The organism is Acinetobacter sp. B51(2017) (genome assembly GCF_003711395.1).
Taxonomy (GTDB): Bacteria; Pseudomonadota; Gammaproteobacteria; order Pseudomonadales; family Moraxellaceae; genus Acinetobacter.
The window spans coordinates 11,372-37,708 of the sequence record NZ_PJRJ01000005.1; the positions used below are offsets into that span (position 1 = coordinate 11,372).

Genomic DNA, 26,337 nt, shown 5'->3' on the forward strand with positions numbered 1-26,337 from the left:
TTTTAATCTTGGTCTTCGGTTTTTATGATTGAAGAGTATAGAATGCCAAGCGAGGTCAGTATGAGCAACGGTTGGATGAAGACAAGCCCAGTGGTATTAAAGCCAAAAAGTGCATTAGATAAATTCTTTTTATATAGCAAGAAATTGCTGGCTGGTGTGGCCAGTATCAGCGAAGGCTTTTATCTGGTCTATCGTCATGGTTTGTATAAACAGCCGAATAATCCGCAAAACACCCGCTATGTGCAGCATTTTTGCCGTCAGCTATGTCGAGTATTTAATATTGATGTAAGGGTACATGGTGAAATTCCGCGCCAACCTGCGCTGTGGGTGAGTAATCATATTTCATGGTTAGATATTGCGGTGTTGGGTTCTGCGGCACGGGTATTTTTTTTGGCGAAGGCTGAAATTGAACGCTGGCCTTTAATTGGTAACTTAGCTAAAGGTGGTGGTACTTTATTTATTCAACGCGGTTCAGGTGATTCGATTAAAATTCGTGAACAAATTGCGACCTTCTTAAGTCAGAATATTCCTGTATTGTTTTTCCCAGAAGCAACGACTACCGATGGCAGCAAGATTAAAAAAATTCATGGTCGTTTATTGGGGGCAGCGATTGAAGCGGGCAAGCCTGTACAAATTTGTTTAATTTGCTATGTCAATCAAGAGGGGCAGCTCGACCAAATTGCACCCTATGTAGGCGAAATTAGCTTTGCTGAACATGTTAAACGCGTGCTGGAAATGCCCAAAGTCACTGCACATTTAATGGCGCTGCCGAGTATTGATGTTACAGGGCATAGCGTCGAAAGCTTAACCCAAGCCGTGAGTCAGGCCATGCAACAGGGCTTAGTTGAGCTACAATACAAAGCCTTACATTAAATTTTCGATAGGCAGCCAAGAAATGACTTTTAAGCCTGCCTTTTGCCACCATTTGATTTTCGGTTCTTTGTGAAAAGTTTGAACCTCACCGTTGCTATGTTTGACTTTCCAATTGATTTTATCATTGGCATCTAAGACCAGCTTATAAGCATATTTAGATAAATTCTGATCCATGGTTTGATGGACAGCCCGCGCTAAACTTGGGCTGTTTAAAATCACGCCAATTTCGCTGTTATATTTAACTGAACGCGGATCAAAATTAAATGAACCTACAAAAACCTGTTTTTCATCCAAAGCCATAAGTTTGGCATGTAAACTTGAGCGACTTAAGCCTTTTAGACTGACCTCAGATTTTTTAGAAATTTCATCGGTATTTTTATTTAAGTGGGCAAATTCTGGTGCCGACAAAAACTCATACAGTTGTACATCATTTTTGAGTAAATCATGACGATATTTGGCATAAAAAGCATGCACTAAGGCGACATCATTGGCTTTATAAGAATTGGTTAAGACCCGAACTTGAATCCCATCTTGGCTTAAACCTTTGAGCAGATCCGCCCCAGCTTTTTGCGGTACAAAATAAGCGGAAATAATATCTACACTACTGCTTGGTTCTTGTAAATGTTCAGCCAGTTGCGCATATAAATATTCATCTTCGGTAGCCAGATCTTTAATTTTATTGGGTGGATCTTTGACCACTGTGGCTTCAACCCAGTTAAGTTGAATATCATTGTTTAACCACTGTTCAAAGGCATCAGAGCGTGCGGCTAAATCTAAATAATTTTGTACGGTACTAAGCTGTGAATGCTTGGCAACTTGCTGTTTTAAATTGTAAAAATCTAATTTGTACTTATTGGGGTCAACTAGATTGACCACAGGATAAGCATAATCATCATTCCAATATTCATCAAAAGAATGAATGATTTCATCTGAAGCAGAACCGACCAATAGCACATCAACATCTGAAAATTGATAATTGTCACTGACGTTATAATATTGATTACTCATATTACGTCCGCCAATCAGTGCCAGCTGATTATCGACAATAAAGCTTTTGTTATGCATACGCCGGTTGATACGTTTTAAATCTAATGCAATATCTAAAGTGCGCATATAACGGAAGCGATATGGGTTAAATAAACGTACCTCAATATTGGCATGTTGGTCGAGGGCTAAATAAATGCCCTGCATTTTTTTAGAGTTATTATCATCAATCAATAAACGTACTTTCACACCGCGATCGGCAGCACGAATAATGGCATCTAAGGCAAACGCGCCAATTTTATCGTTATCCCAAATATAATATTGTAAATCTAAGGTTTTTTCGGCTTTTTCAATTAAATGTAAGCGTGCTGCCAGTGCTTCTAAAGGATCAGCCAGTAAGTGATAACCGGTCAGCTGCGGATATTTTTCCCGTAAGGGTAAAACAATATTGGCTAAACTGGTGTGATCCGTGGGGGTATCAAAAGCATATTCAATCGGCTGCAAAGTATTTTTAGGCAAGGTCGAACATGCTGTTAAGCCCATAAACGCACAAAGTAGCACACTGATCGTTGTGTGTTTAAAGCGAACGTGAAAAGAGGCAGGAGCAGGCATAGTTAGATCAAAGCAAAAAAATAGCGTTTGAGTATAATTGCCAGCTATGAAAAGATAAATAAAATTTGTGGTGATGTGTGTATGAACGCTTTGAATGTATTTTATGGGCTATTTACGCTGCTGGCGCTGTGGGGGATTGCGCAGGCATGGTTGAGTCAAATGCGTACAGAAACCATTCATCCTGTAAAAGCCTTTATTCACTTATTGGCGTTTTATTTATCTTATTTGCTCTGGCCACTGTGGGCGTTTAGTGTCTATGCAGGTTTTTATGACCTATTTTCGCTGCATCAAAGTATTTTCATATTTTTACTGTGTAGTGTGCTGATTTATGCGCGTTTTATCGAACCTCACACGGTATTGGTCAAAACCTTACATTATCAGTTTAATCCACAACAACCCTTTCAGCGCCCTGTGCGTATTGCCCTTATTGCCGATTTACATATCGGTTTGTTTTCGGGGCATGAACGTCAACTCAAGATTATTGTTGAAAAAATTAATCAACAACAGCCAGATTTAGTGGTGGTGGCAGGTGACTGGACCTATGAGCCTGAAAATAAGTTGGCTGATGAGCTGAAAATTTTACAGCAAATTCAAGCACCGATTTATTCAGTCACGGGTAATCATGATGAACAATACCCCGGCCCACCGATTCAACAACTGTTAAGTGAGGCCTTAAACAGCAATAATGTAATTGATATTGAGAAAAAAATTGTTGAGTTTGATGAGTTTCGTTTAATTGGTGTGGGTGACCTTTGGGCAGGTAAAGCCGATATGCGTAATTTGCCAGAATTGCCCCAAGATAAGCCCTTTATTTTGCTGTCGCATAATCCTGATACGGTAGACATGGTGCCCGCATTGGCCACACGTCCTTTAATGCTCTCAGGGCATACGCACGGTGGACAAGTGGAATTACCTTGGGTTACTGACTATGTGATGAAGAAAGTTTCAATTTTAGGGCACAAACGTGGGTTATATCAGCATGCCCATGCCGATGTATTTGTCACAGTCGGCACAGGAATGGTTGGGGTGCCATTTCGTTTTCGTGTGCCACCAACGATTGATATTATTGAAATCTCTTAACCAAAGATAAAACCTAGGATGATCACCAATACTAAAATCACAATGGCGACCAAGATCCGTTTTTTCTTGATCGGATTTTCTTTGGCTAAGCTTAGACTAGACTGTGTAAAAGCGCTTTGATTGAGATTCACATCACTGCTGCTAGAGGGTGTCAAACTGCTTGGTAGAGTCATATTATTGAGGTGGGCAAACTCAGTTAAAACGGTTTCTGCTTGGGCTTCAGAAAGATTGAGCTGTTGTTGGAGCAGTTGTTTGGCTGTAGCAATCTGCTGATCGTCTAGCAGGAGAATGAGTTCTGTAATTTGTTGTTCAGTCAATTGATGAATAATAGGGTTCATACTGCACACTCTTGTTGGGGCTTTGTCTTATTTAAGAGTAATACAGTTGTTTTATATTGCAAATAAAAAACCAGCGCCTCAGCACTGGTTCTTCAGATAGCTGAAGCAAATTTAAACTTGGTTATTGACATCATCGTGTTTGGTTTCACGAATTAATAAGAACGCAACCAATGATAAAATTGACGCAGCTGTGAGGTAATAACCCACTGCAGATAGACCATAACTCGTGGCTAATTTTGTCGCAATTAATGGTGCAAATGACGCACCAAAAATACCTGCCATGTTAAAGGTTAATGCAGAGCCTGTATAACGTACTGAGGTTGGGAAGATTTCAGATAACACAGTACCAATCGGCCCATAGGTTAAGCCCATAATCGCCAAACCAATACATAAGAACAAGAACACCACTAAAGTGCTGCCTGATTCCAGCATATCGGCAAAGAAAATACCAAAGATCGCTGACACAATACATACGCCAATTGAAGTGGCCTTACGACCAAATTTTTCAGCAAATACTGCAGATAGTGGAATAAATGCAGCAAAACATAAGGTTGCTACCAATTGTAATTGCAAGAATTGTTCACGCGAATAACCCAGCTGTTTGGTACCCCATTGCAAGGCAAATACTGTGGTTAAGTAGAACACCACAAAGGTACAAATGGCAGCAATCGTACCTAAAATGAGCATAGGTGTATGCTTTTTAAATACTTCAACAAATGGAATATTAACTTCTTTTTGTTTGTTTAATACATTTTGGAAAGCAGGAGTTTCATGTAATTTTAAACGAATCCAAAGACCGACAATTACCAATAAAGCGCTTGAAATAAACGGAATACGCCAGCCCCATGACATGAAGGCTTCTTCGCTCATAAACGCACCTAGCGTTAAAAACGAACCTGTGGCTAAAATAAAGCCGATTGGTGCCCCCAATTGTGGGAACATACCGTACCATGCACGTTTGCCTTCAGGCGCGTTTTCGGTTGCCAGTAAGACAGCACCTGACCATTCACCGCCCAAACCTAAACCTTGACCTAAACGGCAAAGTGCTAGCATTAAGGGTGCAGCAATACCAATTTGGGCATAAGTTGGCAGTAAACCAATAGCAACGGTCGATAAGCCCATGGTCAAGAGTGCGGCGACGAGCGTGGCTTTACGCCCAATTCGGTCACCCAAATGCCCAAACATTGCCGCACCAATTGGACGTGCAATAAAGGCAATGGCAAAGGTGGCCAGTGACTGAATGGTAGCTGTCATAGGATCTGTACTTGCAGGGAAGAACAGATAAGGGAAAATAATCACGGCCGCAGTGGCATAGATATAAAAATCGAAGAATTCGATGGTGGTACCGACTAGACTTGCTGTAAGTACGCGGAATTTTGAATTGGTTGCTACTTGTTCTTGAGATGTAGCTGTAGATGATGACGCCATGTTGGACCTTACACTTACTAAAAATAATGAACTTAGTTTTAAAAGCGTAATCTTTTTAAAAAAGGCGTAATTTTTTAAAAAAACAACGGGGACCGCTTCGGTTCGTCTCGCTCAGGGTCACTGAAATGAAGAATGAAGAGGTTAAATCACGTAAAGATAGATCGCGAAGAATTGTAATCCTGCGCCTAACAATACAAAAAAATGCCAGATAGCATGGGTGTATCTTACCCGTTTTAAAGCATAAAACAATGCACCTACAGTATAAGCCAAGCCCCCAGCCAGCAATAAAGTTAAACATTCGCGTGCTAAAAACTGCTGCATGTCATCCATCACCAGCAGTGCTAACCAACCCATAGTTAAATAGGCAAACAAGGAAACTTTCTGAAAACGATGAATAAAAATCAGCTTAAAGGCCGTGCCAATGAGGGCAATAATCCACAGTGCAATCAAAAGCATTTTGGCTTTGTTGGTGGGTAAAGCAATGGCTAAAAATGGCGTATAAGTTCCTGCAATTAAATAATAAATTGCTGTGTGATCGAGCTTTTTATACCAAAAACGTCGTGTTTGGGTCTTGGCTAGATGATATAAAGTAGAAGCTGAAAATAATAAAACCATACTCAAACCATAGACCAATAACGCACTCCATTGACCAAACGGTAAAGACCAGCCTTTGATTAACATCAAGATTGTGGCAAGTACAGCAAATGCTGCCCCTAAGCCATGACTCCAAATGTTTAAATTTTCTTCTTTTGCATCATAATTTTTTAAAAAATCGGCGTGCATGGCAGCCTCGATAATAAAAGTACACTTGTATAATAATTCAATTTTGCTTTTCGCGTAAGAGCACCTTAAAATTTAACGGTCATTTTTTTAGGTTTTGCCCATGTCTCCTGTCAATCCAGAGCAGCAGTTTCTTCAAGCATGTTTAGTTGCCATTCAACAGCAGCAGCTAGAACGCATTATCTTTAGCCAATATAAGGGCAGTATTGAAAACTTAGAAAAAATGACTGTACGGCTTATTGAGCTGCAAAATGTGGCGACTTTAAATTGTCTGTACCGTTATAAAACCCAAGACGTCACCAAAAACTATCCGCTTGGCGAGGCTGAAGGTGTGTTAACGGAGTTGCTCGCCGATTGTAAGCAAGCCAATTTATTTACTTTAGACGGTGAAACACAACTGAAGAAAAATAAGAAAAAAGCCATGCTTACGCAAAGTAAAGCCAAACCTGTATTAAAAGCGCAGCCGCAAGGGCATGACCGTGCAAAACAACGCTTTGTAGATCAAGACAGCCAATTCTTACAACATTTAGGGATTACTGATGCCAAAGCGCAAGTGATTCCAAGCATGGCGCGTAAATGGAAGCAAATTAATAAATTTGTAGAAATTTTTGCCGGTGCGCTCGAGCAAATTGATACCACTCAAGCTTTGCATGTGGTGGATTTCGGTTCAGGTAAAGGTTATTTAACCACAGCACTCTATGACTATACCGCTAAAAGTTTGCAAACCCCATTTGTCACAGGCGTAGAACTCAATCCTAAGATGGTGGAATTTTGCCAAAACGTGGCAACGCAATCCGGCTTTGAGCAATTGGGCTTTTTCCAAGGCGATGTACGTACCTATGCGCCTGAAAAATTAGACGTAATGATTGCACTACATGCTTGTGATGTGGCGACTGACTTTGCGATTCATAGTGGTATTCGCTTAAATGCGCAAGTGATTATGTGTGCGCCGTGTTGTCATAAAGAATTACGTCCACAATTACACAGTCCAAAAGTGTTACAACCAATGTTGCAGTTTGGCATTCATGCGGGTCAACAAGCAGAAATGCTCACCGATACCATTCGTGCTTTATTACTCAAAGCTTATGGCTATGAAACCAAAGTATTTGAGTTTGTCGCGCTGGAACATACCAGCAAAAATAAAATGATTTTAGCCACCAAACGCCAAGACTTTACTGCACCCGATCAAGCGGTATTGGCTCAGATTCAAGCACTTAAACAGATGTATGGAATTCAAAAACACTCCCTAGAATTATTGCTGAATGATCAATGGGATCAGCAAGATATTGGTCGTAAATGCTAGGAGAGCAGCATGCGCATCGAAATAGTTGCCGGCACATGGATTGAATTACAACAGGATGCAAAAGGCATTCGTGAGCAGGTCTTTATCAAAGAGCAGAATATTGCCCCTAGTGATGAATGGGATGCATTAGATGCTGTGTCTACTCATTTTGTGCTGTATCAAGATCAGCAAGCGCTTGCCACCGCACGTTTGTTAGCCGATAACAGTATTGGACGTGTGGCGGTGCTCAAAGCTGCGCGTGGTCAAAATTTAGGTTTGGCGCTGATGCAATTTGTGATTGATCATGCCAAGCAACACGGGCGTTTGAGTGTGCAGCTATCTTCGCAAGTGCATGCCATGGCTTTTTACCAGCGCTTGGGCTTTATGGCAGAAGGTGCAGAATACCTCGATTGCAATATTCCACACATCAGGATGTGTTTAGTTTTCTAAATCAAAAAAGGCAAACATTCAGTTTGCCTTTTTTGATGTTTAACACTGTATTAATGACCGTGGTTGCCTTCGGCATGTGCCATATTCATATTGGCATGTTCCTCGGCACTCATGCCATGCTCGGCGGCAGTGGGCTGCGTCTCTGCGGCTTGCTTCATGGTTGGCGCATTTTTAAAGGCATGCTGTTGATGGCCTTGCTCTTTATTTTGCTGACTTGGCATATAGTCAGGGTCATTTTCCATCGCTAAATAAAAAATAGCCAAAAAGATAATACTAAGAATAAAAGCGACAATCAGCGCTTTCCAGCCCCAAAAGGTTTTTTCTGGAGGAGTTTCATGCATAACGGCACTACCCAACGAGGAGATTAAACAGAGAATAGATGTTACTTTATAACATGAAATCAGGAGAAAAAGTATAAAAAAAGCCCAAGACACAGCTTGGGCTTTTGATGATTTTGGGATTAATGATAACCGTGTAATTGACGGTATAAACCTGGTGTCACACCTGTCCACTTTTTAAAAGCACGGTGGAAGGTACTGGTTTCACTAAAGCCAACTTGCTGCGCCACATCTTCTAGGGTCAGTCTTGGATTGAGCAACAGATGAATCGCAGCATCGCGGCGTAGCGCATCTTTGACCCCTTGGTAGCTCTTACCTTCAGCCGCCAAGCGACGACGTAAGGTTTGCGGCGATAAATACAACATAGATGCCACATCGTTCAGTGTTGGCATTTCTTCGCCAATTTGGCTCTTTAACACGTCACGAATACGTGTAGTTAAAGAATGGGTGTTTTTAAACTTGACCAATAAATCAGCAGGTGCTGTTTTTAAGAAATCTTCTAAGGTTTCACCGGTTTGACGAATGGGCAATTCTAAATAATCTGCAGCAAAAGTAATCTCGGTACGTGATGCGTCAAATTTCATCACAGGGGCAAAGAACAGCGCATCATATTCATCAGCATGGGTTGGGCGCGGATAATTAAAATGCACACGCTCAAGTGGCAAGCGACGGTCAATGAGCCATGCCGCCAAACCATGCCAAATCATCAACATACTTTCGGTGATATAATGATCAGGATCGGCATCTTTTGGAATTAGGGGTACTAAACGCGCTTCGTGTTTATCGCGTTCTAGCGTTACACACCATTCATCGCCAAATAATTTATAAAATTGGGTGGAGAGTTCTAAAGCATCACCTAGGGTTTTGGCATGCACAATCAACTGACACATAATGGCAAAGCTACCCAAACGACGAATATCTTGGCTAAAACCAATATGTTCATCTTGAGTCACCATCCACAACATTTTAACAAAACGGGTGTACTGTTCAGGTGAAATACGGGCTTTGGGCTGGCGTAGTAGCTCGGCTTCAATCCCCACATGTGATAACAAAGTTTCCACGTCCATCCCAAGACGCTTCACTCCAGTGAGTGCGGCATTGACAAAGTGGATACTAATGGTATCGCGACTCATGTTAAATTCTTCAGTCTCTCTTGTATTCACTTACTGTTGACCTAATGATGCTTAATCTCTATAGGCTACATGGTAAATTGCCGAAACGATCAAGGTAAATGGCTGAACATGACATTGTGTCATGTTGTATTTTTGCATACTATGCAGAAAAAACAAACAAAACAAGAGTACAAACACAATATGTCAACCTTATTACACAGCCTTAAAGTCCTAGATTTTTCAACTCTTTTACCGGGGCCTTTTGCTAGCCTGTATTTAGCCGATTTAGGCGCTGAAGTGGTGCATGTTGAGTCACCGACACGAATTGACTTAATGCGCACACTTGAACCTTTTGCCAATGGTCAAGCCACCGCGCATAGCTACTTAAACCGCAATAAACAATCGATTAGCCTAGACCTTAAAGACCCTGCTAATATTGCCTTAATTAAACAGAAAATTAGTCAATACGACATTGTCATTGAGCAGTTTCGCCCTGGGGTCATGCAGCGTTTAGGCTTAGATTACGCGACTTTAGCGGCCATTAACCCGCGCCTGATTTATTGTTCTATTACTGGCTATGGACAAACTGGGTCTTATAAAGATAAAGCTGGGCACGATTTAAATTATGTGGCACTGGCTGGAATTATGGGGCATTCAGGGCGCCAAAACAGTGCACCGCCAGCTTTAGGGATACAAATGGCCGATGTCGCAGGCGGTTCTTTTCATGCGGTGATGGGCATTTTAGCCGCAGTGATTGAACGCCATAGCAGTGGGCTGGGACAATATATTGATATCTCCATGACCGATTGCGTGGCCATTTTAAATACCATGGCAGCAGCTGCGGTATTGGCAGGAAATACCAAAGTTAGTCCAGAAACGGGTGCATTAAACGGTGGTTCTTTTTATGACTATTACCAAACCCAAGATGGCAGATATATGGCACTGGGTGGCATTGAACCGCAATTTGTACGCGGTTTAGCCGAAATTTTACAATTACCTGAGTTGGTTGAGGGTAATAAAAGCTTTGCCGAAATGGATGCTAAAGTGGTCAAACCGCTCATTCAAGCAAAAATTGCCAGCAAAACCTTAGCCGAGTGGCAAGCCATTTTTAGCCAACATGATGTATGTGCCGAAGCGGTTTTAGCTTTAGATGAAGCATTACACTCTGAATTAGCGCGTGAACGCGGTTGGGTGGTGAATGTACCTTTAAGTCAAGGTTCTACTCACACTGAACCACAACTCGGCTGCCCAATTCAATTTTCACGCTCGCAAAAACGCTACGATTTTGTTGGTCAAGCTTTAGATGCTGGCACATGGACAGAGCAAACGACGCTTTCTAACAGTGCTTAGTCTTTTTTCTGCTAAAAACAGCATAAATATATAAATAATAAGAAAAAGTAGTCTATAGCCCACTAAATGCCTATTATCGGTGAATACGATGCGGGCTTATCAATAAAACCGCTATGAAATATGTAAAAAACGCATTTTGTTGATAGATCAAAAATCGTTATTCTGTGCAGCGTTATAATAGAAACTACTAGCTGTACGCCATGTATTTATATACTGATTTTGATCAGCAACTGATTAATGAACGTGTTGCACAGTTCCGCGACCAAACGGAACGTTATTTAGCCGGTAAATTAACCGAAGATGAATATCGCCCATTACGTTTACAAAATGGTCTTTATGTACAACGTTATGCGCCAATGCTGCGTGTCGCTGTACCTTATGGTCTGATGAACTCAAAACAGCTGCGTAAAGTGGCTGAGTTAGCGACTGAATATGACCGTGGTTATGCGCATATTTCAACGCGTCAAAACATTCAGTTTAACTGGCCTGCACTAGAAAATGTGCCTGAGATGTTGGCTGAACTTGCAACTGTACAAATGCATGCGATTCAGACTTCTGGTAACTGTATTCGTAACACCACAACAGACCAATATGCAGGCGTGGTTGCGGGCGAAATTGCCGACCCACGTCCAACCTGTGAATTGATTCGTCAATGGTCAACTTTCCATCCTGAATTTGCCTTCTTACCACGTAAATTTAAGATTGCCGTATCTGCTTTAGAAGAAATCGACCGCGCAGCAACTTCGTTCCATGATGTTGGTGTGTACATTGTGAAAAATGAACAAGGCGAAATCGGCTACAAAATTAAAGTTGGTGGTGGTTTAGGCCGTACCCCAATTATGGGTAGCTTTATTCGTGACTTCTTACCGCGTGAAGATTTAATTGCTTATCTAGAAGCCATTTTACGTGTGTATAACTTACATGGTCGTCGTGATAACAAATATAAAGCGCGTATTAAAATTTTGGTAAAAGCCTTAACGCCTGAAGTATTTGCAGAGAAAGTCGAAGCTGAATTTGCACATACCATCAAAACATTGAAAATCGATGCAGAAACTTTGGCGAAAATGGATGAGAACTTCACACCATTTGACTACCAAGACTATGCCGATGAAGATTTTACTGAACTCTTTGCTGCACATCCGAAATTCAAACAATGGTTTAACATCAACACCAATGCACATAAGGTTAAAGGCTATCGTATTGTGACGATTTCTTTAAAACGTGCGGGTATTGCACCGGGTGATGTGACCACTGAAGAAATGAACTTGATCGCTGATCTTGCAGACAAGTACACCTTTGGTGAATTACGTACTACACACGAGCAAAACATTGCCCTAGTTGATGTACCACAAAAAGATTTATTTGCATTGTGGCAAGTGCTAGATCAAGCTGATTTAGCCCGTGCGCATATTGGTTTCTTAACCGATATTATCTGCTGCCCAGGTGGTGATTTCTGTTCATTGGCAAATGCGAAATCTATTCCAATTTCAGAAGCGATTTCACGTCGTTTTGATGATTTAGACACCATTTACAACTTAGGTAAATTAGATCTAAACATCTCAGGTTGTATGAATGCCTGTGGTCATCACCACGTTGGTAATATTGGTATTTTGGGTGTAGATAAAAAAGGCGCTGAGTTCTACCAAATTACTTTAGGGGGTAATGCCGACCATGATGCCTCAATTGGTGACATCTTAGGCCCATCATTTGCAGCCGATGCTGTACCTGACGTCATTGAAGAAATCTTAAATACCTACCTTGATCTTCGTGAAGAAGGTGAAGATTTCATTGATACATACCGCCGTGTTGGCATCAAACCATTTAAGGAGCGTGCATATGCTTAATACCGCACTACAAGTGCTCTCTAAAGATGGCACGATTGCAGACAATACCTATCAATTAATTGCTGAAGATGGCGTAGTACCGCAAGGTGATGTGGTATTAACTGTTGAACAATTAGATCAAATTGCCCATGTTTCAGGTAAAAAAGCCCTTTACTTAACAGTAGATGCTTCACCTGAAAGCAATGAATTTCCACTTGATCAATTAGATGCAATCTTTATTGAGTTTGCAGGCTTTAATGATGGTCGTGGTTATTCATTTGCAGCATTGTTACGTCGTCAGGGTTTCCAAGGCGAACTACGTGCCACAGGTGATGTCTTTAAAGACGTTTTAAATTATATGAAACGTTCAGGCTTTGATACTTTTGTCATTAAAGAAGGCAAAGATGTTACTGAGGCTGCGGCAGGCTTGGCTGATTTTACTCAGCCTTACCAAGCATCTACTGCAGTTGAAAAAGCCAACTACCAAACTGGAGCTTAAACGCTCTGAGTGAAAAAGCCGCGACTTCGCGGCTTTTTTTATAGGATAAATACAATGCAATGGCTTATCAATCTCAATCCTGGCATCTATTGGTTATTGGTTGCCATTTTAACGGATGTGATGTCTACATTTTATTCTGCAAAAGCTAATGGTTTAGTGCATAAATCTGATCAAATGATTGCGCTGCTGCTTTATATAGTGTCGTTTAGCTGTGCCGCAATTGCACTCAAATATATGCAAGCTGGGATTCTATATGTATTGTGGTCTGGCATTGGCGTTATTGCAACAGCATTATTGGCCAAAGCCTATTTAGGTCAAAACATTGATGTTGCGGGTTGGTTAGGGATTGGGTTTATTAGTATTGGTTTGGTGATTATTGCCCAATTTTCTAATATTGATGTTTAACTACATTTTTGGGTCTGATCAACGCGACTATGTCCCATTTGACTCACCACTAAGCTATAACTCAAGCTTTTGTCTTGAGCACAGTAACTAAAGGTGCCATTAGAGCCTAAAGGCAGACCTGTACGTGGGATAAAACTTAAGCTATTGGGGTTTAAACTGGCCCAACTTAAACTGCCGTAGTTGAGCTTTAAATGTTCTGAAACAATAATTTGCTCATTGGGGTCTACTTTGCGATTATGATTAATATCAATAAAAACAACAAAACCCTGACTCCAACTTTGAGGACTACAATTTTTTTGATCATGAGAAGCACATAACACAACATGATTGGCTTGACTCATAGCATGTTGTCGAGCCATCTGGATGGCACGGGTCAATTTGAGTTGCGAGCTTTGTACTTCCTTTTTCATTAAGTCTTGTTGGAAGCTTGGCAGAGCCAAAGTCGCCAAGATGGCGATGATGACAATTGTAATAATGAGCTCAATCCAAGTGAAAGCTCGGCAATGGTTGATACATAACATAATGATCTCCATGAATTGCCTGAATAATTATTAAAAGTCCCATGATTAGCGTGAATATGGGTGACTTCTGACTTTTAAAGCTGTTAAAATTTGCCTCAAGCCAAAAATAAGCTTTTCATAATGGCGAGTTGAGCGAAAAATTACCGAATTACAACGGAATTTGTAAGTAATTTTGTCAATAATTTTCTTGATTAAAATTATCAAGCACTTGGAAAAGAAAAAAAGTGTTTGTATGATGCCATGTGAATAGCTTAAAAATAACACTGGGGTATTAAAAGCCTATCCCAGCGGAGCTGAAAAGCTCAAGCTTGAACAACAATTTATATCTCTGGAGGATAAATCCATGAAAATGAGTCGTATTGCTCTTGCAATGCTCGTAGCTGCACCTTTTGCAGCTGCTAACGCGGGTGTTACAGTAACTCCACTATTAGTTGGTTACACTTTCCAAGACACGCAACACAACAATGACAACGATAACTTAAAAGGTTTATCTGAAGCTGGTGTTGAATTACAAGACGATTTATTCGTTGGTGCTGCGCTTGGTGTTGAATTAACGCCATGGTTAGGTTTTGAAGCTGAATATTCACAAGTTAAAGGCGACATCGATGCTAACGGTGGCCCTAAAGTTGCTGAATACAAACAACAACAACTTGCGGGTAACTTCTACGCAACTTCTGACTTAATCACTAAAAACTACGACAGCAAAATCAAGCCGTACGTACTTTTAGGTGCTGGTCACTACAAATATGAAGGTGAAGGCGCTGCTGCTGGTTTTGAAGACGAAGGTACTTTAGGTAACGCAGGTGTGGGTGCTTTCTGGCGCTTAAACGATGCTTTATCTCTTCGTACAGAAGCTCGTGGTACATACAACTTTGACGAACAATTCTGGAACTACACAGCTTTAGCTGGTCTTAATGTCGTTCTTGGTGGTCACTTGAAGCCAGCTGTTGCTGCTCCAATCGTGGTTGAGCCAGTTGCTCCAGTTGTTCCAGTTGAACCAGCTCCACAAGAGCTTGTTGAAGACTTGAACATGGAACTTCGTGTGTTCTTTGATACAAACAAATCAAACATCAAAGATCAATACAAACCAGAAATCGCGAAAGTTGCTGAAAAGTTAGTTGAATACCCTAACGCAACTGCACGTATCGAAGGTCACACAGACAACACTGGTCCTCGTGCACTGAACGAACGTTTATCTTTAGCGCGTGCTAACTCTGTGAAATCTTCACTTGTTAACGAATACAACGTAAACCCAACTCGTTTATCGACTCAAGGTTTCGCGTGGGATCAACCGATCGCTGACAACAATACTAAAGAAGGCCGTGCTATGAACCGTCGCGTATTCGCGACAATTTCTGGCAGCCGTACTGTTCAAGTACAGCCATAAGGTCAGACTCAATCATTCGTGATTGAATCAATCTTAAAAAAGCGACTCATTTGAGTCGCTTTTTTTATTACAATAGCTTTAGTGGATCAATTGATGTAAAACCTTATGAGCGTAGAAATTCCCCAAGATTTAGCTGACTTGCCTGCCAATGGTGGCTTATATGCCATTTGGATGCTATTTCATCATTATGGTGTTGATTTAGAAACCCAAGATTTGGTGCAACTGTGTCGCCATAATGCCGATGAAGGTACTTACGGGATTGCGTTAGCGGTTGGTTTAAAACGTCTAGGTTTAGATGTTGAATTTAGTACCGATCATGACCCAGACCCGCAGCCAACAGAAGAATTTTTCTATGCTGAGGCAAAGCAACTCAATGTCCCTGTAAAAGCAGCCATCAGTTATGAAGAGATTCAACAAGCGGTGAATCAAGGCCGTTTTGTGATTGTCTATTACGATACCTTAGAAGGCATTGGTAATCATTCTTTGGTGTATTCTATAGATGATGATGAAATCTGCTTCTTTGATAGTTTTGAGCCGATGTCTAAACAGGTATTTATCCAACAGCGTCAGCAAGAAGGGATTTGTCAGCAAGCGATTGTGATTGATGATCGTAACTTTGTGATGCGTTATAGCTAAGTTTAAATACCGCACAGTCATTTAGCAGCCTCTTTAGGCTGCTTTTTTGATTTAACACAAGGGCAACTGCATTTATACAGAGCAATTTTTCTACTTTGCTTTAATAAGCTTGAATGCACAAGCGAAGTATAAGGAGAATAAGCATGGCGCAATACCTACAATTAGCCGACGGCAGCGTACTGTATTATAAAGATTGGGGCACGGGGCCTGTAGTGCTGTTAGAACATGGTTGGCCTTTATCCAGTGATGCCTTTGAAGATCAAATGTTATTTTTAGCTGAGCATGGCTTTCGGGTAATTGCAATGGATCGCCGTGGTCATGGACGTTCGAGTCAACCTTGGCAAGGACATAGCATTGATCAATACGTCGAAGATTTAAAAGCCTTGATTGAGCATTTACAGCTTAATGCGCTGCACTTAGTGGGACATTCTACAGGTGGGGCGGTGGTCGCGCGTTATACGGCTAAATATGGGCAGGGACAGGTAAAAAAATTGGCCTTAATTGCTGCGGTGACACCCCTGATGCTACAGCGTGATGATCATCCTCAAGGCGTACCTATTGAAGTGTTTGATGAAATGCGTGCTAATTTACTCACCAATCGGGCTGACTTTTATTTGGATTTTAGTAAAAAATTCTATGGCTATGATAAAACGCCAGCGAAAAGTTCAGAGGGGGTGATGCAAGCGTTTTATCAAATTGCCATGCAAGGTTCAATCAAAGCCCATTATGATTGTATTGCGGCTTTTTCGGAAACCGACTTACGTTCTGATTTAAGCCAAATTCAAGTCCCGACACTGGTCTTGTATGGCGATGAGGATGAAATTGTACCACCTGAAATTTGTAGCCAAGCTGCTTTAAAGCTTTTACCGCAGGGGCAAGAGCAGGTGATTAAAGGCGCAGCACATGGCTTATGTACCACGCATAAAAACGAAGTCAGCTTTGCCTTACAACGTTTTTTGAATGCTTAAGCACATAAAAAAGCAGTCCGAAGACTGCTTTTTTATTTTAATCACGTTCAACTTTAATCGGTTGCACATCCATATCCTGATAGGACACCAACTTAGTTTTGTATTTCCATTTATAACCCAGCCAAATGGCTAAGAATAAGAAAATACCAATGTAGGTTGAAAGTACCGCTAACCACTCACCCTCAAGCACAGCTTGGTAGTTTTGACCCAGCACCACAATCGCACATAGAATAAAGGCAAACCACGGGGCAAATGGGAAGAACTTGGCACGATAGGCTAGATTTTCAAGTTTATTGCCTTGGGCTAAATAACCTTTACGGAAACGATAATGTGATACCGCAATCCCCAGCCACACAATAAAACCACACATGCCTGACATATTTAAAAGCCAGTTAAACACTTCTTCTTCACCAATAAAGGTGGTTAAGAAGCACAGTGCGGCAATTGCTGTGGTTGCATATAAGGCATTCATTGGAACGCCGCGTGCATCTAATCTGGCAAAGGCTTTCGGTGCGCTGCCTTTACGTGCCATATCAAATAGCATACGGGTTGATGAATACATGCCTGAGTTACCTGCGGATAAAATCGCAGTTAAAATCACGGCATTCATGACTGATGCTGCAAAAGCAAAACCTGCTTGTTCATACAGTAAAGTAAATGGCGACAAGGCAACGTTTTCTGTGGCTGCGGCTTGTAATAAACGTGGATCATTATAGGCAATTAAAGTACCAATAATAAAAATACACACGATATAGAACAACAAGATGCGCCAGAAGATCTGTTTAATCGCAATAGGAATGGTTTTTTGTGGATCTTTAGATTCACCCGCTGCCACGCCCACCATTTCGGTGCCTTGGAACGAGAATCCTGCAATCATTGCTACACCCACCAGTGCCGATAAGCCACCGACAAATGGCGCTTCACCTGTGCGCCAATTGGCAAATACTTCAGCGCCTGGAGTTAACATGATTTTAATAATCATGAAAATACCAATGATAATAAAGGCCACAATCGCCAGCACTTTAATCAAGGAGAAGAAGAATTCAGACTCACCAAAGCCCTTGACGGTTAGGGCGTTAATACCAAAGACAACGGCTAAGAAAATCGCACTCCAGTAGAAACCTGGTATATCAGGAAACCAGAATTTCATAATAAATTGTACAGCCACCAATTCAAAGGCAACGGTAATGGCCCAGTTGTACCAATAGTTCCAACCTAAAGCAAAACCAAAACCGCCTTCAACGTATTTTGTACCATAGGTAAAGAAGGCACCTGAAGTTGGATTGTGGGTGGCAAGCTCACCTAGACTGGTCATGAGGAAGTAAATCATCACACCAATTAAGGCATAAGCCAATAGCGCACCACCTGGACCTGCATTGGCAATGGTTGCGCCTGAGGCTAAAAATAAACCAGTACCAATTGAGCCACCAATCGCAATCATATTTAGATGGCGAGCACCAAGATTACGCTTTAATTGCGGTTGTTGTGTTTCGCTCATCGATTATTCCTTAGGGTTTTTCTGCGTGCTGGCAAACAGAACTTTAAAACCTTGCTCATCAGTTTTAATCTCACAAGCCTTAAAGTGTTGCTCAATCAACATTGGATAATTTAAGAAGCGATTTGCCACAATCCAAAGTTCGCCACCTGATTTAAGATGACGGCGCGCAGTTTTACATAAATTTTCACTGGCATTGTAGTCGGTTTGAATCCCTTGATGAAAGGGCGGATTGCTGACAATGGCATGTAAAAACAGCGGTGCGTCTTCAATGCCACGTACCGCTTTAATCTCAAGTTGTTCAGGTTGAAGCTGATTTTGCGCAAATGTCATTCGGGTAGAGGCTAATGCAAATGCATCGACATCCATCGCGAAAATACGGTTACTTGGGTTAAGTTTAGCCAAGTAAGCACTAATCACACCCGCACCACAACCAAAGTCGGCAATCTTACCTGAAGTGACTTGTTGTAAGTAAGGCAAGAATACCGCTGTACCTACATCTAGACGATTTTGGCTAAATACCCCCGGTAGTGCGCAAATTTCTAAGGCACCTTTTGGTGTGTTCACTGTATATTTTTGCGCCCAATCAGCCAAAGCTTTGCTTGGAACATTGTGGTCTAAGCTGACTTGCCACAGCTGACAATGACGTGCACTGTCAAGCTTTAGCGCTTTACCATACGGCTGTAATTGTTTGGCTGCACGCTCGATCCCCGCTTTTTTCTCACCAACCAATAAAATTGAACTGCCTGTTTTAAGGCGCGTTGCCAAGCTATACAACAGGTAATTGAGCAACTCTTTGGACTTAGGTACAAAAATAACCGCCTGATCAAAATCACCTTCAGGTACATCGGTACCAAAAGTCACTGCGGCTTGTTTAGACTGAAAATACTGAAAATCGTTAAAATTCCATGTCCAAACACATGGATCGACGTTGTCTTCTAAATTTTGGAATAAGTCATCTGTAGGTGCATTGACGAATAATACACGACCGGAAAGATACTCATATTGACGGATGAGAACTTCACTTTGAGGAACCATTGGATCTCTCCATGATAAAAGCACCGCGCGCAGAGGCAAACGGTGCTTTTTGGATATGAAATTACTTCTTCGTTTCAGGAAGAACGATATTTAAAATAAGTGCGGCAATACCACCTGTGGCAACACCTGAACTAAAGATGTTACGGAAGAGTTCTGGCATATGCGCAAGAATGTCTGGCACTTGAGCAACACCCAAACCAAGACCTAATGAAATGGCAATAATCAGTAGCGCACGACGGTCAAGCTGCACACCTGACAAAATATTAATCCCTGATGCAGCTACTGCACCAAACATCACCATGACAGCACCACCAAGCACCGCTTGCGGCACTGCTTGGATGACGCCTGCTACTGCAGGAAGTAAACCTAAGATCACTAACAGCGCAGCAATCCAAATCCCCACATAACGGCTAGCAACACCCGTTAATTGAATCACACCGTTATTTTGCGCAAATACAGAGCTTGGAAACGTGTTAAATACACCGGCTAACAGCGAGTTGGCACCATTGACTAATACACCACCTTTAATGCGCTGCATCCATTTTGGACCATCGACAGCTTGATTAGACAATTTAGATGTTGCAGTAATATCGCCAATGGCTTCTAGTGAGGTCACAAGGTAAATAAAGGCCAGTGGAATAAATAAGCTCCACGAGAAATCTAAGCCAAAGTGCATTGGGGTTGGAATTTGTACCAATGGGGCATCTTGTAGACCTGAAAAATCTAAATGACCCATCATGCCTGCAAGGGCATAACCGACCACCAACGCAATTAGAATTGCCGAGCTTTTCACCCAAGTCACATTAATACGGTTCAAGATAATAATTAAACCAAGAACGGTACATGACATAATTAAATTGTCGGTGTTGGCAAAGGTTTTATCGCTCATTGCCTGATAACCACCACCCATTGAGATTAAACCTTCTTTAATTAAGGTTAAACCAATCAGCAATACCACAATACCCGTGACTAAAGGTGTAATCAGTTTTTTCACCCAAGGCAAAATACGCGATACGCCCATTTCAATAAATGAGCCCGCAATAATGACACCAAAAATCGCTGCCATGACCGATTCAACCGGTGTACCAGCTGCGACCATTGCAGAACCAATACCAATGATTGGACCAATAAAGTTAAAGCTCGTGCCTTGTACAATTAAAAGTCCCGCACCAAAGGGGCCGACTTTTTTACATTGTAAGAAGGTTGCAATCCCTGAAATCACCAACGACATCGATAAAATCATGTTGGTGTCTTCTTTTGAAACACCTAAAGCTAAACAGATCAGCAGACCAGGGGTGACAATCGGAACAATAATGGCCAGTAAATGCTGGAATGCAGCTAAAAAGGCAATAAAAGGTTTAGGTCGGTCATCTAGACCATAGACTAAATCTAACTTGTCTTTTTGCTCGGGAGAGTGGTTTACATCAGACATAAGTCAAAACAAAATTTGGCAAGAGTGGCGCTATTCTAATCTGTTTACACAGCTTTACAAAATCAAAACGCGACCACTTATCAAAAAAAATACAATTGTCACGCCTCAGTCACTATAAAAGTTCTCTATTTTTCTGTATAATTTGCCCTCAAACTAAATACGCATTGAATTTACATGTCAGATATTAAAACTCTCCGTAACATTGCCATCATCGCGCACGTCGACCATGGTAAAACGACTCTTGTAGACAAACTTTTACAGCAATCAGGTGCTTTGGGCGATCGCGCGGGCGAGATTGAACGTGTGATGGATTCTGGCGCTATTGAAAGTGAACGTGGTATTACCATTCTTGCAAAAAACACTGCAATTAAATGGACTGATGCGCGTACCAACACAGAATATCGCATTAACATCGTGGACACCCCGGGACACGCCGACTTTGGTGGTGAAGTAGAACGTGTTCTTTCTATGGTTGACTGTGTATTGCTTCTGGTTGACTCTCAAGAAGGTCCAATGCCACAAACGCGTTTCGTAACGCAAAAAGCGTTCGCGCGTGGTTTAAAACCAATCGTAATTATCAACAAAGTGGACAAGCCAAACGCGCGTCCTGACTGGGTAATCGACCAAGTATTCGATTTATTTGATAACTTAGGCGGTACTGACGAACAGTTAGACTTCCCAGTGGTTTACGCTTCTGGTCTTCGTGGTGTTGCAGGTCCTTCTCCTGAAGAATTAGCAGAAGACATGACACCATTATTCCAAACGATCGTAGACATTGTGGAACCACCAGCAGTTGACGTTGATGGTCCATTCCAAATGCAAGTGTCTTCACTTGACTATAACAGCTTCGTAGGTGTTATCGGTGTTGGTCGTATTCAACGTGGTTCAGTGAAATTAAATACACCTGTAACTGTCATCGACAAAGATGGTAAAACACGTAACGGTCGTATCTTAAAAATCATGGGTTACCATGGTTTAGAGCGTATTGACATCGAATCAGCTTCTGCTGGTGATATCGTATGTGTAACAGGTATGGAAGAACTTCATATTTCTGACACAATCTGTGATCCGAAAAATGTTGAAGCTTTACCGCCATTGTCTGTAGACGAACCGACTGTATCGATGACTTTCCAAGTCAACAACTCACCGTTTGCTGGTAAAGAAGGTAAATTCGTGACTTCACGTAACATCCGTGAACGTCTAGACCGCGAATTAATTCACAACGTAGCATTACGTGTTGAAGATACCGACAGTCCTGACCGTTTCAAAGTGTCTGGCCGTGGTGAACTTCACCTTTCAGTTTTAATTGAAAACATGCGTCGTGAAGGCTTCGAGATGGGTGTATCTCGTCCGCAAGTAATCTTGAAAGAGATTGATGGCGAAATGCAAGAGCCATACGAAAACGTAACATTTGACGTTGAAGAACAGCACCAAGGTTCTGTAATGGAACAAATGGGTAACCGTAAAGGCGAAATGACCAATATGGAAGTTGACGGTAAAGGCCGTATCCGTATTGAAGCAACTGTGCCTTCACGTGGCTTAATTGGTTTCCGTTCTGAATTCATGACCATGACTTCAGGTACAGGGATCATGACGTCTAGCTTCTCGCACTACGGTCCAATGAAGCAAGGTCAAGTGGCTAAGCGTCAAAACGGTGTGTTGATCTCTATGGTTCAGGGTACTTGCTTGGGCTATGCATTGTTCAGCTTACAAGACCGTGGTCGTCTATTCGCTAAACCTCAGTTAGAAGTTTACGAAGGTATGATCGTAGGTATTAACTCACGTTCTGACGACATGGTGGTTAACCCAACTAAAGCGAAACAGTTAACTAACGTACGTGCTTCTGGTACGGATGATGCGTTGACTCTTGTTCCTGCAATTGAATACACGCTTGAACAAGCGCTTGAATTCATTGAAGACGATGAATTAGTTGAAGTAACACCTAAATCAATTCGTATCCGTAAACGTTGGTTAACTGAAAACGAACGTAAACGTAATAAATAAGCCTTAGTCTAAAGATTAAGCAAAGAGGCCGCTAACTTTGTTTTAGCGGCTTTTTTTTGTATGAGATTTTCTAACAATGCTTGGCAAAATTTAGAAAAAGCGTAAATTACATAACATTATTGACAAGCTTAATAACAAGATAAGTACTTGGAGTATTTTTTATGAGTATTGTGCAAGAGTTTCGCGAATTTGCTGTAAAAGGCAATGTCATGGACTTGGCTGTCGGTGTGATCATCGGTGGTGCGTTTGGTAAGATCATTGATTCAATGGTAAAAGACATTATTATGCCTGTGGTGTCTTGGATCATTGGTGGTGATGTTGATTACTCAAACTGGTTCTATGTATTAGGTGATAACCCAAATAACATTAACAATCTAGCCGCAGCCCAAGAAGCTGGTTTAAATGTCTTTGCTTATGGTAATTTTTTAACGGTATTAATTAACTTCCTATTATTGGCATGGGTGGTGTTCTTACTGGTGAAAGTGATGAACAAACTGCGTCGTAAACAAGAAGCAGAAGAACCAGCACCAGAACCAACACCTGAAGATATTGCATTACTACGTGAAATTCGTGATGAGCTAAAACGTAAGTAAAATATTGATAAAAAAACGGCGCTGAGTGCGCCGTTTTTTTATATCTCATCATTTTTTTAATCCCCCTAAATCCCCCTTTGTCAAAGGGAGGTTGGGAGGGATTTATAAATATTAAAATTCCATCCGAAATTTAATTTCCACCAAATGAAAACCAAACTGGCTTTTCACAGGACCATGTAAGACACGTTCAGCCGCAGTAAACACCAGTTTATCAATCACAGGCACCAATTGCCCTTTTTTGACTTCACCGAGTTCACCACCACGTTTGGCAGAATTGCAGGTCGAAAACTGTTTGGCAATTTTGGCAAAATCAGCACCAGACAAAATTTTCTTTTTTAGCTGTTCAGCTTGGTCTTTATCTTTGACCAAAATATGGCGCACGATGGCTGATTTCATGATGATTTCCCCTTAGGTTGTAATGGTTGGCATGTCGGACAAAATACCGAAGCACGTTGACCCAATTTAATATTTTCTAAGGTGGTTTCGCAGTTTACGCACATTTCACCCGAGCGCCCATAAGCTAAAAGGGTTTGCTGGAAGTAACCATTTTCACCCATGGCATTGCTGTAGTCTCGCAAGGTCGAGCCACCTAACTCAATAGCCTGCTTTAAAATTCGTTTAATCTCGAGCACAAGTTTTTCAATTTGCTGCTGAGTTAAATTTTTTGCAGGTTCTGCAGGATGAATGCCTAAATTAAATAAGCTCTCAGTTGCGTAAATATTACCTACACCCACCACCACATGGTTATTCATGATTGCAACTTTAATGCCAACATTTTTATTTTTTAGCTTGGCTGCTAAATAGTGACGATCAAAAGCTTCAGTTAAAGGCTCAGGGCCAAGTGGTGCGAGTAATTTATCTTGTGCATATTGATCCAGCCATAAAATACAACCAAAACGGCGCGGATCGTGATAACGCAATTCACAATCTTCAAAACGCAGCACAAAGTGGTCATGTTTACGTAAAGGCTCATCTGCTCTACAAATACGGAAGCTCCCCGACATGCCTAAATGCCATAGCATGCTGTGCTGTTCAAACTCCGCCACAATATATTTAGAGCGACGTTGTAACGAAATCAACTTTTGACCTTTAAGCGCTTGCACATCTTGTGGGATTGGCCAGCGTAAACTACTTTGATATACCGTCACATCCTGCACACATTGCTCCAGCAACGGTTCTAGACTCACTTTAGTGGTTTCGACTTCGGGTAATTCAGGCATACCAATTTCATCTTTAATAACAATAAATCTAAGTCAATATGGGGCAAAAGCGAAAAAAAACAAGCCAAATGCCCCGTCCTTCATCTAAAACTTTAGAATATAAATAGTGGAAAATTTGTTTGAAAAGTAAACATAAATAAATACTAAAAAATGATCATTTTAGAGTAATTTTTAATATTAAGTTTTTGATAATAAATATAAAATAAATGAAATTGTAGATTTTTTAGCTCTTAATTTATAAAAAATATTTATTAGATAAATAAAAAATAATCCAAGATTTCTGTGTTGATTTTCTGTAACTTCTGTCGGCATACAACACGTCGTTACTCGGCTTGTCACCTAAAGCATGCCTAGAATTAGGATATTCTTATGAAAAAAATCGCCTTGGCTGTATTGCCTTTGACTTTTGCGCCAGCCTACGCTGCCGATGCTTTTGATCCTCAAGGTCAGTACTTGTTGGGAGATTGGAACGGGCAGCGTACAGCACTTGCTGAGCAAGGGATTAAATTTGAAGCCAATGCTTTAGTGGATGTGGCTTATTTAGCTGATGGCGGTCGAGATGCTGGGCAAGATCCAAGCGTTGCCAGTCAATATTGGTTGGGTACTCAACTTGATTTAGAAAAGCTGGCCAATTTAGAAGGTGTTACAGTTCGTGCTGTAGTAACTGCACGTCAAGGGGAAAGTACCTCAGTTGAAGATTTACAAGATCCAAGCGCACCACATATGGCCAATGTTCAAGGGGCTTTTGGCCGTGGTAACCAAGACACACGTTTATCTGAGCTATCGATTGAAAAGAACTTTAAACAGCAAGGTTTAAGTATTAAGGCAGGTCGTTTAGGTCTAGGTATGGACTTTAACGTGATGGGCTGTGATTTTAGCAGTACAGCATTTTGTGCCGCACAAATGGGTAAATGGCAGGGCAATATTTGGATGAATACACCTGTGGCACAATGGGGTGCGCGTGTTAAACAAAAAATTAACCCAGAATTAACTGCACAAATTGGGGTCTATGAGTTTAATCCTGACAATGGTAATGGCAGCAAAGAAGAACAAGGTTGGAGTTTAGATACCGATAATGCCGATGGGGTGAGCATTCCTGTCGAATTGATTTGGACACCTAAACTGTATAATTTAGCGGGTAGCTATCGCCTTGGTGGGATGTATAACACAGCCGATGACGCCAAAAATCAAAAAGATGTGGCCAATCCAACAGATGCTAAAAATCGTACCTTTGCAGGTTGGTTAGCCATAGAACAACAATTGACGTCTACAGGTGAGGGGCGTCGTGGTTTACATTCCTTTGCCAATTTTACATGGCATGATCGAGTGACCAATAAAGTAGATAATTCACAGCAATTCGGGCTTAAATACATTGGTCTAGCTGATGCTTTACCTCAGGATATTATTGGTTTGGCGGTGAATCGTGTCCATGTTAACCCACGTTTAGCTGAAACGGTGTTTGATGCCAGCGCTGAATATAACGTGGAAATTAACTATAGTCATAATCCAACCGCATGGTTAAGCTTACGTCCCAACTTACATTATGTGATTAACCCTGGTTCGACCAACCGTGTTGATAATGCCTTTGTTGTGGGATTAACCACCAAGTTAGTGTTTTAAGATTAAAAAACAGGCTGTAACAGCCTGTTTTTATTTTGTAGAGTGCGGCGCTGATACATTGTACATTTG

General features: G+C 41.3%; 26 protein-coding genes. 14 read left to right on the forward strand and 12 right to left on the reverse strand.

Translation table 11 applies throughout. The features are described from left to right. The first annotated feature begins 75 nt into the window (after window positions 1–75). Complete coding sequence (locus CYK47_RS03700; protein ID WP_213072420.1) at window positions 76–873, forward strand: lysophospholipid acyltransferase family protein; 798 nt, start codon at window positions 76–78, stop codon at window positions 871–873. On the opposite strand, the gene CYK47_RS03705 is transcribed toward CYK47_RS03700, so the two are convergent. After that, window positions 865–2,469, reverse strand: a complete 1,605-nt coding sequence (locus CYK47_RS03705; protein WP_122899038.1) for a phospholipase D family protein — start codon at window positions 2,467–2,469, stop codon at window positions 865–867. The two genes, CYK47_RS03700 and CYK47_RS03705, sit on opposite strands and share 9 nt — an antisense overlap. Before the next feature lie 81 nt (window positions 2,470–2,550). On the opposite strand from CYK47_RS03705, the gene CYK47_RS03710 reads away from it, so the two are divergent. Continuing rightward, window positions 2,551–3,549, forward strand: coding sequence for a metallophosphoesterase (locus CYK47_RS03710; RefSeq protein WP_122899040.1), 999 nt, complete (start codon window positions 2,551–2,553; stop codon window positions 3,547–3,549). Here CYK47_RS03710 and CYK47_RS03715 read toward each other — a convergent pair. The 3 genes from CYK47_RS03715 to trhA form a co-directional block, all read right to left on the reverse strand. Beyond that, window positions 3,546–3,887, reverse strand: coding sequence for a hypothetical protein (locus tag CYK47_RS03715; RefSeq protein ID WP_122899042.1), 342 nt, complete (start codon window positions 3,885–3,887; stop codon window positions 3,546–3,548). The two genes, CYK47_RS03710 and CYK47_RS03715, sit on opposite strands and share 4 nt — an antisense overlap. A gap of 111 nt (window positions 3,888–3,998) precedes the next feature. Then, the gene (locus CYK47_RS03720; RefSeq protein ID WP_122899044.1) at window positions 3,999–5,315 is read right to left on the reverse strand and encodes an MFS transporter; all 1,317 of its coding nucleotides are present in this window, start codon (window positions 5,313–5,315) and stop codon (window positions 3,999–4,001) included. A gap of 141 nt (window positions 5,316–5,456) precedes the next feature. After that, on the reverse strand, window positions 5,457–6,098 hold the full coding sequence (trhA, locus tag CYK47_RS03725; protein WP_122899046.1) for a PAQR family membrane homeostasis protein TrhA: 642 nt from the start codon (window positions 6,096–6,098) through the stop codon (window positions 5,457–5,459). A 100-nt stretch (window positions 6,099–6,198) separates the two neighbouring features. On the opposite strand from trhA, the gene CYK47_RS03730 reads away from it, so the two are divergent. Next, window positions 6,199–7,398: a class I SAM-dependent methyltransferase gene (locus tag CYK47_RS03730; protein ID WP_122899048.1), complete on the forward strand. Its 1,200-nt coding sequence runs from the start codon at window positions 6,199–6,201 to the stop codon at window positions 7,396–7,398. A 9-nt stretch (window positions 7,399–7,407) separates the two neighbouring features. Beyond that, window positions 7,408–7,827 (forward strand): GNAT family N-acetyltransferase, encoded by a 420-nt coding sequence (locus tag CYK47_RS03735; protein ID WP_122899050.1) that lies wholly within the window; start codon window positions 7,408–7,410, stop codon window positions 7,825–7,827. A gap of 50 nt (window positions 7,828–7,877) precedes the next feature. On the opposite strand, the gene CYK47_RS03740 is transcribed toward CYK47_RS03735, so the two are convergent. Next, the gene (locus CYK47_RS03740) at window positions 7,878–8,168 is read right to left on the reverse strand and encodes a hypothetical protein (protein ID WP_122899052.1); all 291 of its coding nucleotides are present in this window, start codon (window positions 8,166–8,168) and stop codon (window positions 7,878–7,880) included. Between the two features lie 119 nt (window positions 8,169–8,287). Further along, window positions 8,288–9,298: an AraC family transcriptional regulator gene (locus tag CYK47_RS03745; protein ID WP_122899055.1), complete on the reverse strand. Its 1,011-nt coding sequence runs from the start codon at window positions 9,296–9,298 to the stop codon at window positions 8,288–8,290. A 180-nt stretch (window positions 9,299–9,478) separates the two neighbouring features. Here CYK47_RS03745 and CYK47_RS03750 point away from each other — a divergent pair, with 180 nt between their 5' ends. The 4 genes from CYK47_RS03750 (at window position 9,479) to CYK47_RS03765 (ending at window position 13,354) form a co-directional block, all read left to right on the forward strand. Next, the gene (locus CYK47_RS03750) at window positions 9,479–10,627 is read left to right on the forward strand and encodes a CaiB/BaiF CoA transferase family protein (protein ID WP_122899237.1); all 1,149 of its coding nucleotides are present in this window, start codon (window positions 9,479–9,481) and stop codon (window positions 10,625–10,627) included. Window positions 10,628–10,827: 200 nt separating this feature from the next. Beyond that, entirely contained in the window at window positions 10,828–12,471 is a 1,644-nt protein-coding gene (locus CYK47_RS03755) for a nitrite/sulfite reductase (protein ID WP_122899057.1), read from the forward strand. Further along, the gene (locus CYK47_RS03760) at window positions 12,464–12,949 is read left to right on the forward strand and encodes a DUF934 domain-containing protein (protein ID WP_122899059.1); all 486 of its coding nucleotides are present in this window, start codon (window positions 12,464–12,466) and stop codon (window positions 12,947–12,949) included. Before CYK47_RS03755 ends, CYK47_RS03760 begins: the two co-directional genes overlap by 8 nt. A gap of 54 nt (window positions 12,950–13,003) precedes the next feature. After that, window positions 13,004–13,354 carry a DMT family transporter gene (locus CYK47_RS03765; protein ID WP_122899061.1) on the forward strand — a complete coding sequence of 117 codons (351 nt, stop codon included), beginning with the start codon at window positions 13,004–13,006 and terminating at the stop codon, window positions 13,352–13,354. On the opposite strand, the gene CYK47_RS03770 is transcribed toward CYK47_RS03765, so the two are convergent. Continuing rightward, window positions 13,351–13,875 (reverse strand): GspH/FimT family protein, encoded by a 525-nt coding sequence (locus tag CYK47_RS03770; protein WP_164709141.1) that lies wholly within the window; start codon window positions 13,873–13,875, stop codon window positions 13,351–13,353. The two genes, CYK47_RS03765 and CYK47_RS03770, sit on opposite strands and share 4 nt — an antisense overlap. 343 nt (window positions 13,876–14,218) lie before the next feature. On the opposite strand from CYK47_RS03770, the gene omp38 reads away from it, so the two are divergent. The 3 genes from omp38 (at window position 14,219) to CYK47_RS03785 (ending at window position 16,866) form a co-directional block, all read left to right on the forward strand. After that, entirely contained in the window at window positions 14,219–15,262 is a 1,044-nt protein-coding gene (gene omp38 / locus CYK47_RS03775; protein WP_122899065.1) for an outer membrane protein Omp38, read from the forward strand. A gap of 105 nt (window positions 15,263–15,367) precedes the next feature. Then, on the forward strand, window positions 15,368–15,898 hold the full coding sequence (locus CYK47_RS03780; RefSeq protein WP_122899067.1) for a peptidase C39: 531 nt from the start codon (window positions 15,368–15,370) through the stop codon (window positions 15,896–15,898). 143 nt (window positions 15,899–16,041) lie between these two features. Beyond that, window positions 16,042–16,866, forward strand: a complete 825-nt coding sequence (locus CYK47_RS03785; RefSeq protein ID WP_122899069.1) for an alpha/beta fold hydrolase — start codon at window positions 16,042–16,044, stop codon at window positions 16,864–16,866. Window positions 16,867–16,903: 37 nt separating this feature from the next. Here the strand turns inward: CYK47_RS03785 and CYK47_RS03790 are convergent, their stop codons facing one another. From CYK47_RS03790 to CYK47_RS03800, 3 genes are all read right to left on the reverse strand, one after another. Then, complete coding sequence (locus CYK47_RS03790) at window positions 16,904–18,364, reverse strand: amino acid permease (RefSeq protein ID WP_122899071.1); 1,461 nt, start codon at window positions 18,362–18,364, stop codon at window positions 16,904–16,906. A gap of 3 nt (window positions 18,365–18,367) precedes the next feature. Then, on the reverse strand, window positions 18,368–19,399 hold the full coding sequence (locus CYK47_RS03795; RefSeq protein WP_122899073.1) for a methyltransferase: 1,032 nt from the start codon (window positions 19,397–19,399) through the stop codon (window positions 18,368–18,370). A gap of 61 nt (window positions 19,400–19,460) precedes the next feature. Next, window positions 19,461–20,831, reverse strand: a complete 1,371-nt coding sequence (locus tag CYK47_RS03800) for a uracil-xanthine permease family protein (RefSeq protein WP_122899074.1) — start codon at window positions 20,829–20,831, stop codon at window positions 19,461–19,463. A 174-nt stretch (window positions 20,832–21,005) separates the two neighbouring features. Between CYK47_RS03800 and typA the strand changes: the two genes are divergently transcribed. Next, window positions 21,006–22,835 carry a translational GTPase TypA gene (typA, locus tag CYK47_RS03805; protein WP_122899076.1) on the forward strand — a complete coding sequence of 610 codons (1,830 nt, stop codon included), beginning with the start codon at window positions 21,006–21,008 and terminating at the stop codon, window positions 22,833–22,835. A gap of 161 nt (window positions 22,836–22,996) precedes the next feature. Further along, window positions 22,997–23,428 (forward strand): large conductance mechanosensitive channel protein MscL, encoded by a 432-nt coding sequence (gene mscL, locus CYK47_RS03810; protein WP_122899078.1) that lies wholly within the window; start codon window positions 22,997–22,999, stop codon window positions 23,426–23,428. Window positions 23,429–23,539: 111 nt separating this feature from the next. Here the strand turns inward: mscL and CYK47_RS03815 are convergent, their stop codons facing one another. Both CYK47_RS03815 and mutM read right to left on the reverse strand, forming a co-directional pair. Next, window positions 23,540–23,824, reverse strand: coding sequence for a peptidylprolyl isomerase (locus tag CYK47_RS03815; protein ID WP_122899080.1), 285 nt, complete (start codon window positions 23,822–23,824; stop codon window positions 23,540–23,542). Further along, window positions 23,821–24,648, reverse strand: coding sequence for a bifunctional DNA-formamidopyrimidine glycosylase/DNA-(apurinic or apyrimidinic site) lyase (gene mutM, locus CYK47_RS03820; protein WP_122899082.1), 828 nt, complete (start codon window positions 24,646–24,648; stop codon window positions 23,821–23,823). The genes CYK47_RS03815 and mutM overlap by 4 nt, the downstream gene beginning before the upstream one ends. Window positions 24,649–25,017: 369 nt before the next feature. Between mutM and CYK47_RS03825 the strand changes: the two genes are divergently transcribed. Then, window positions 25,018–26,268 (forward strand): carbohydrate porin, encoded by a 1,251-nt coding sequence (locus CYK47_RS03825; protein WP_122899084.1) that lies wholly within the window; start codon window positions 25,018–25,020, stop codon window positions 26,266–26,268. Window positions 26,269–26,337: the final 69 nt, after the last annotated feature.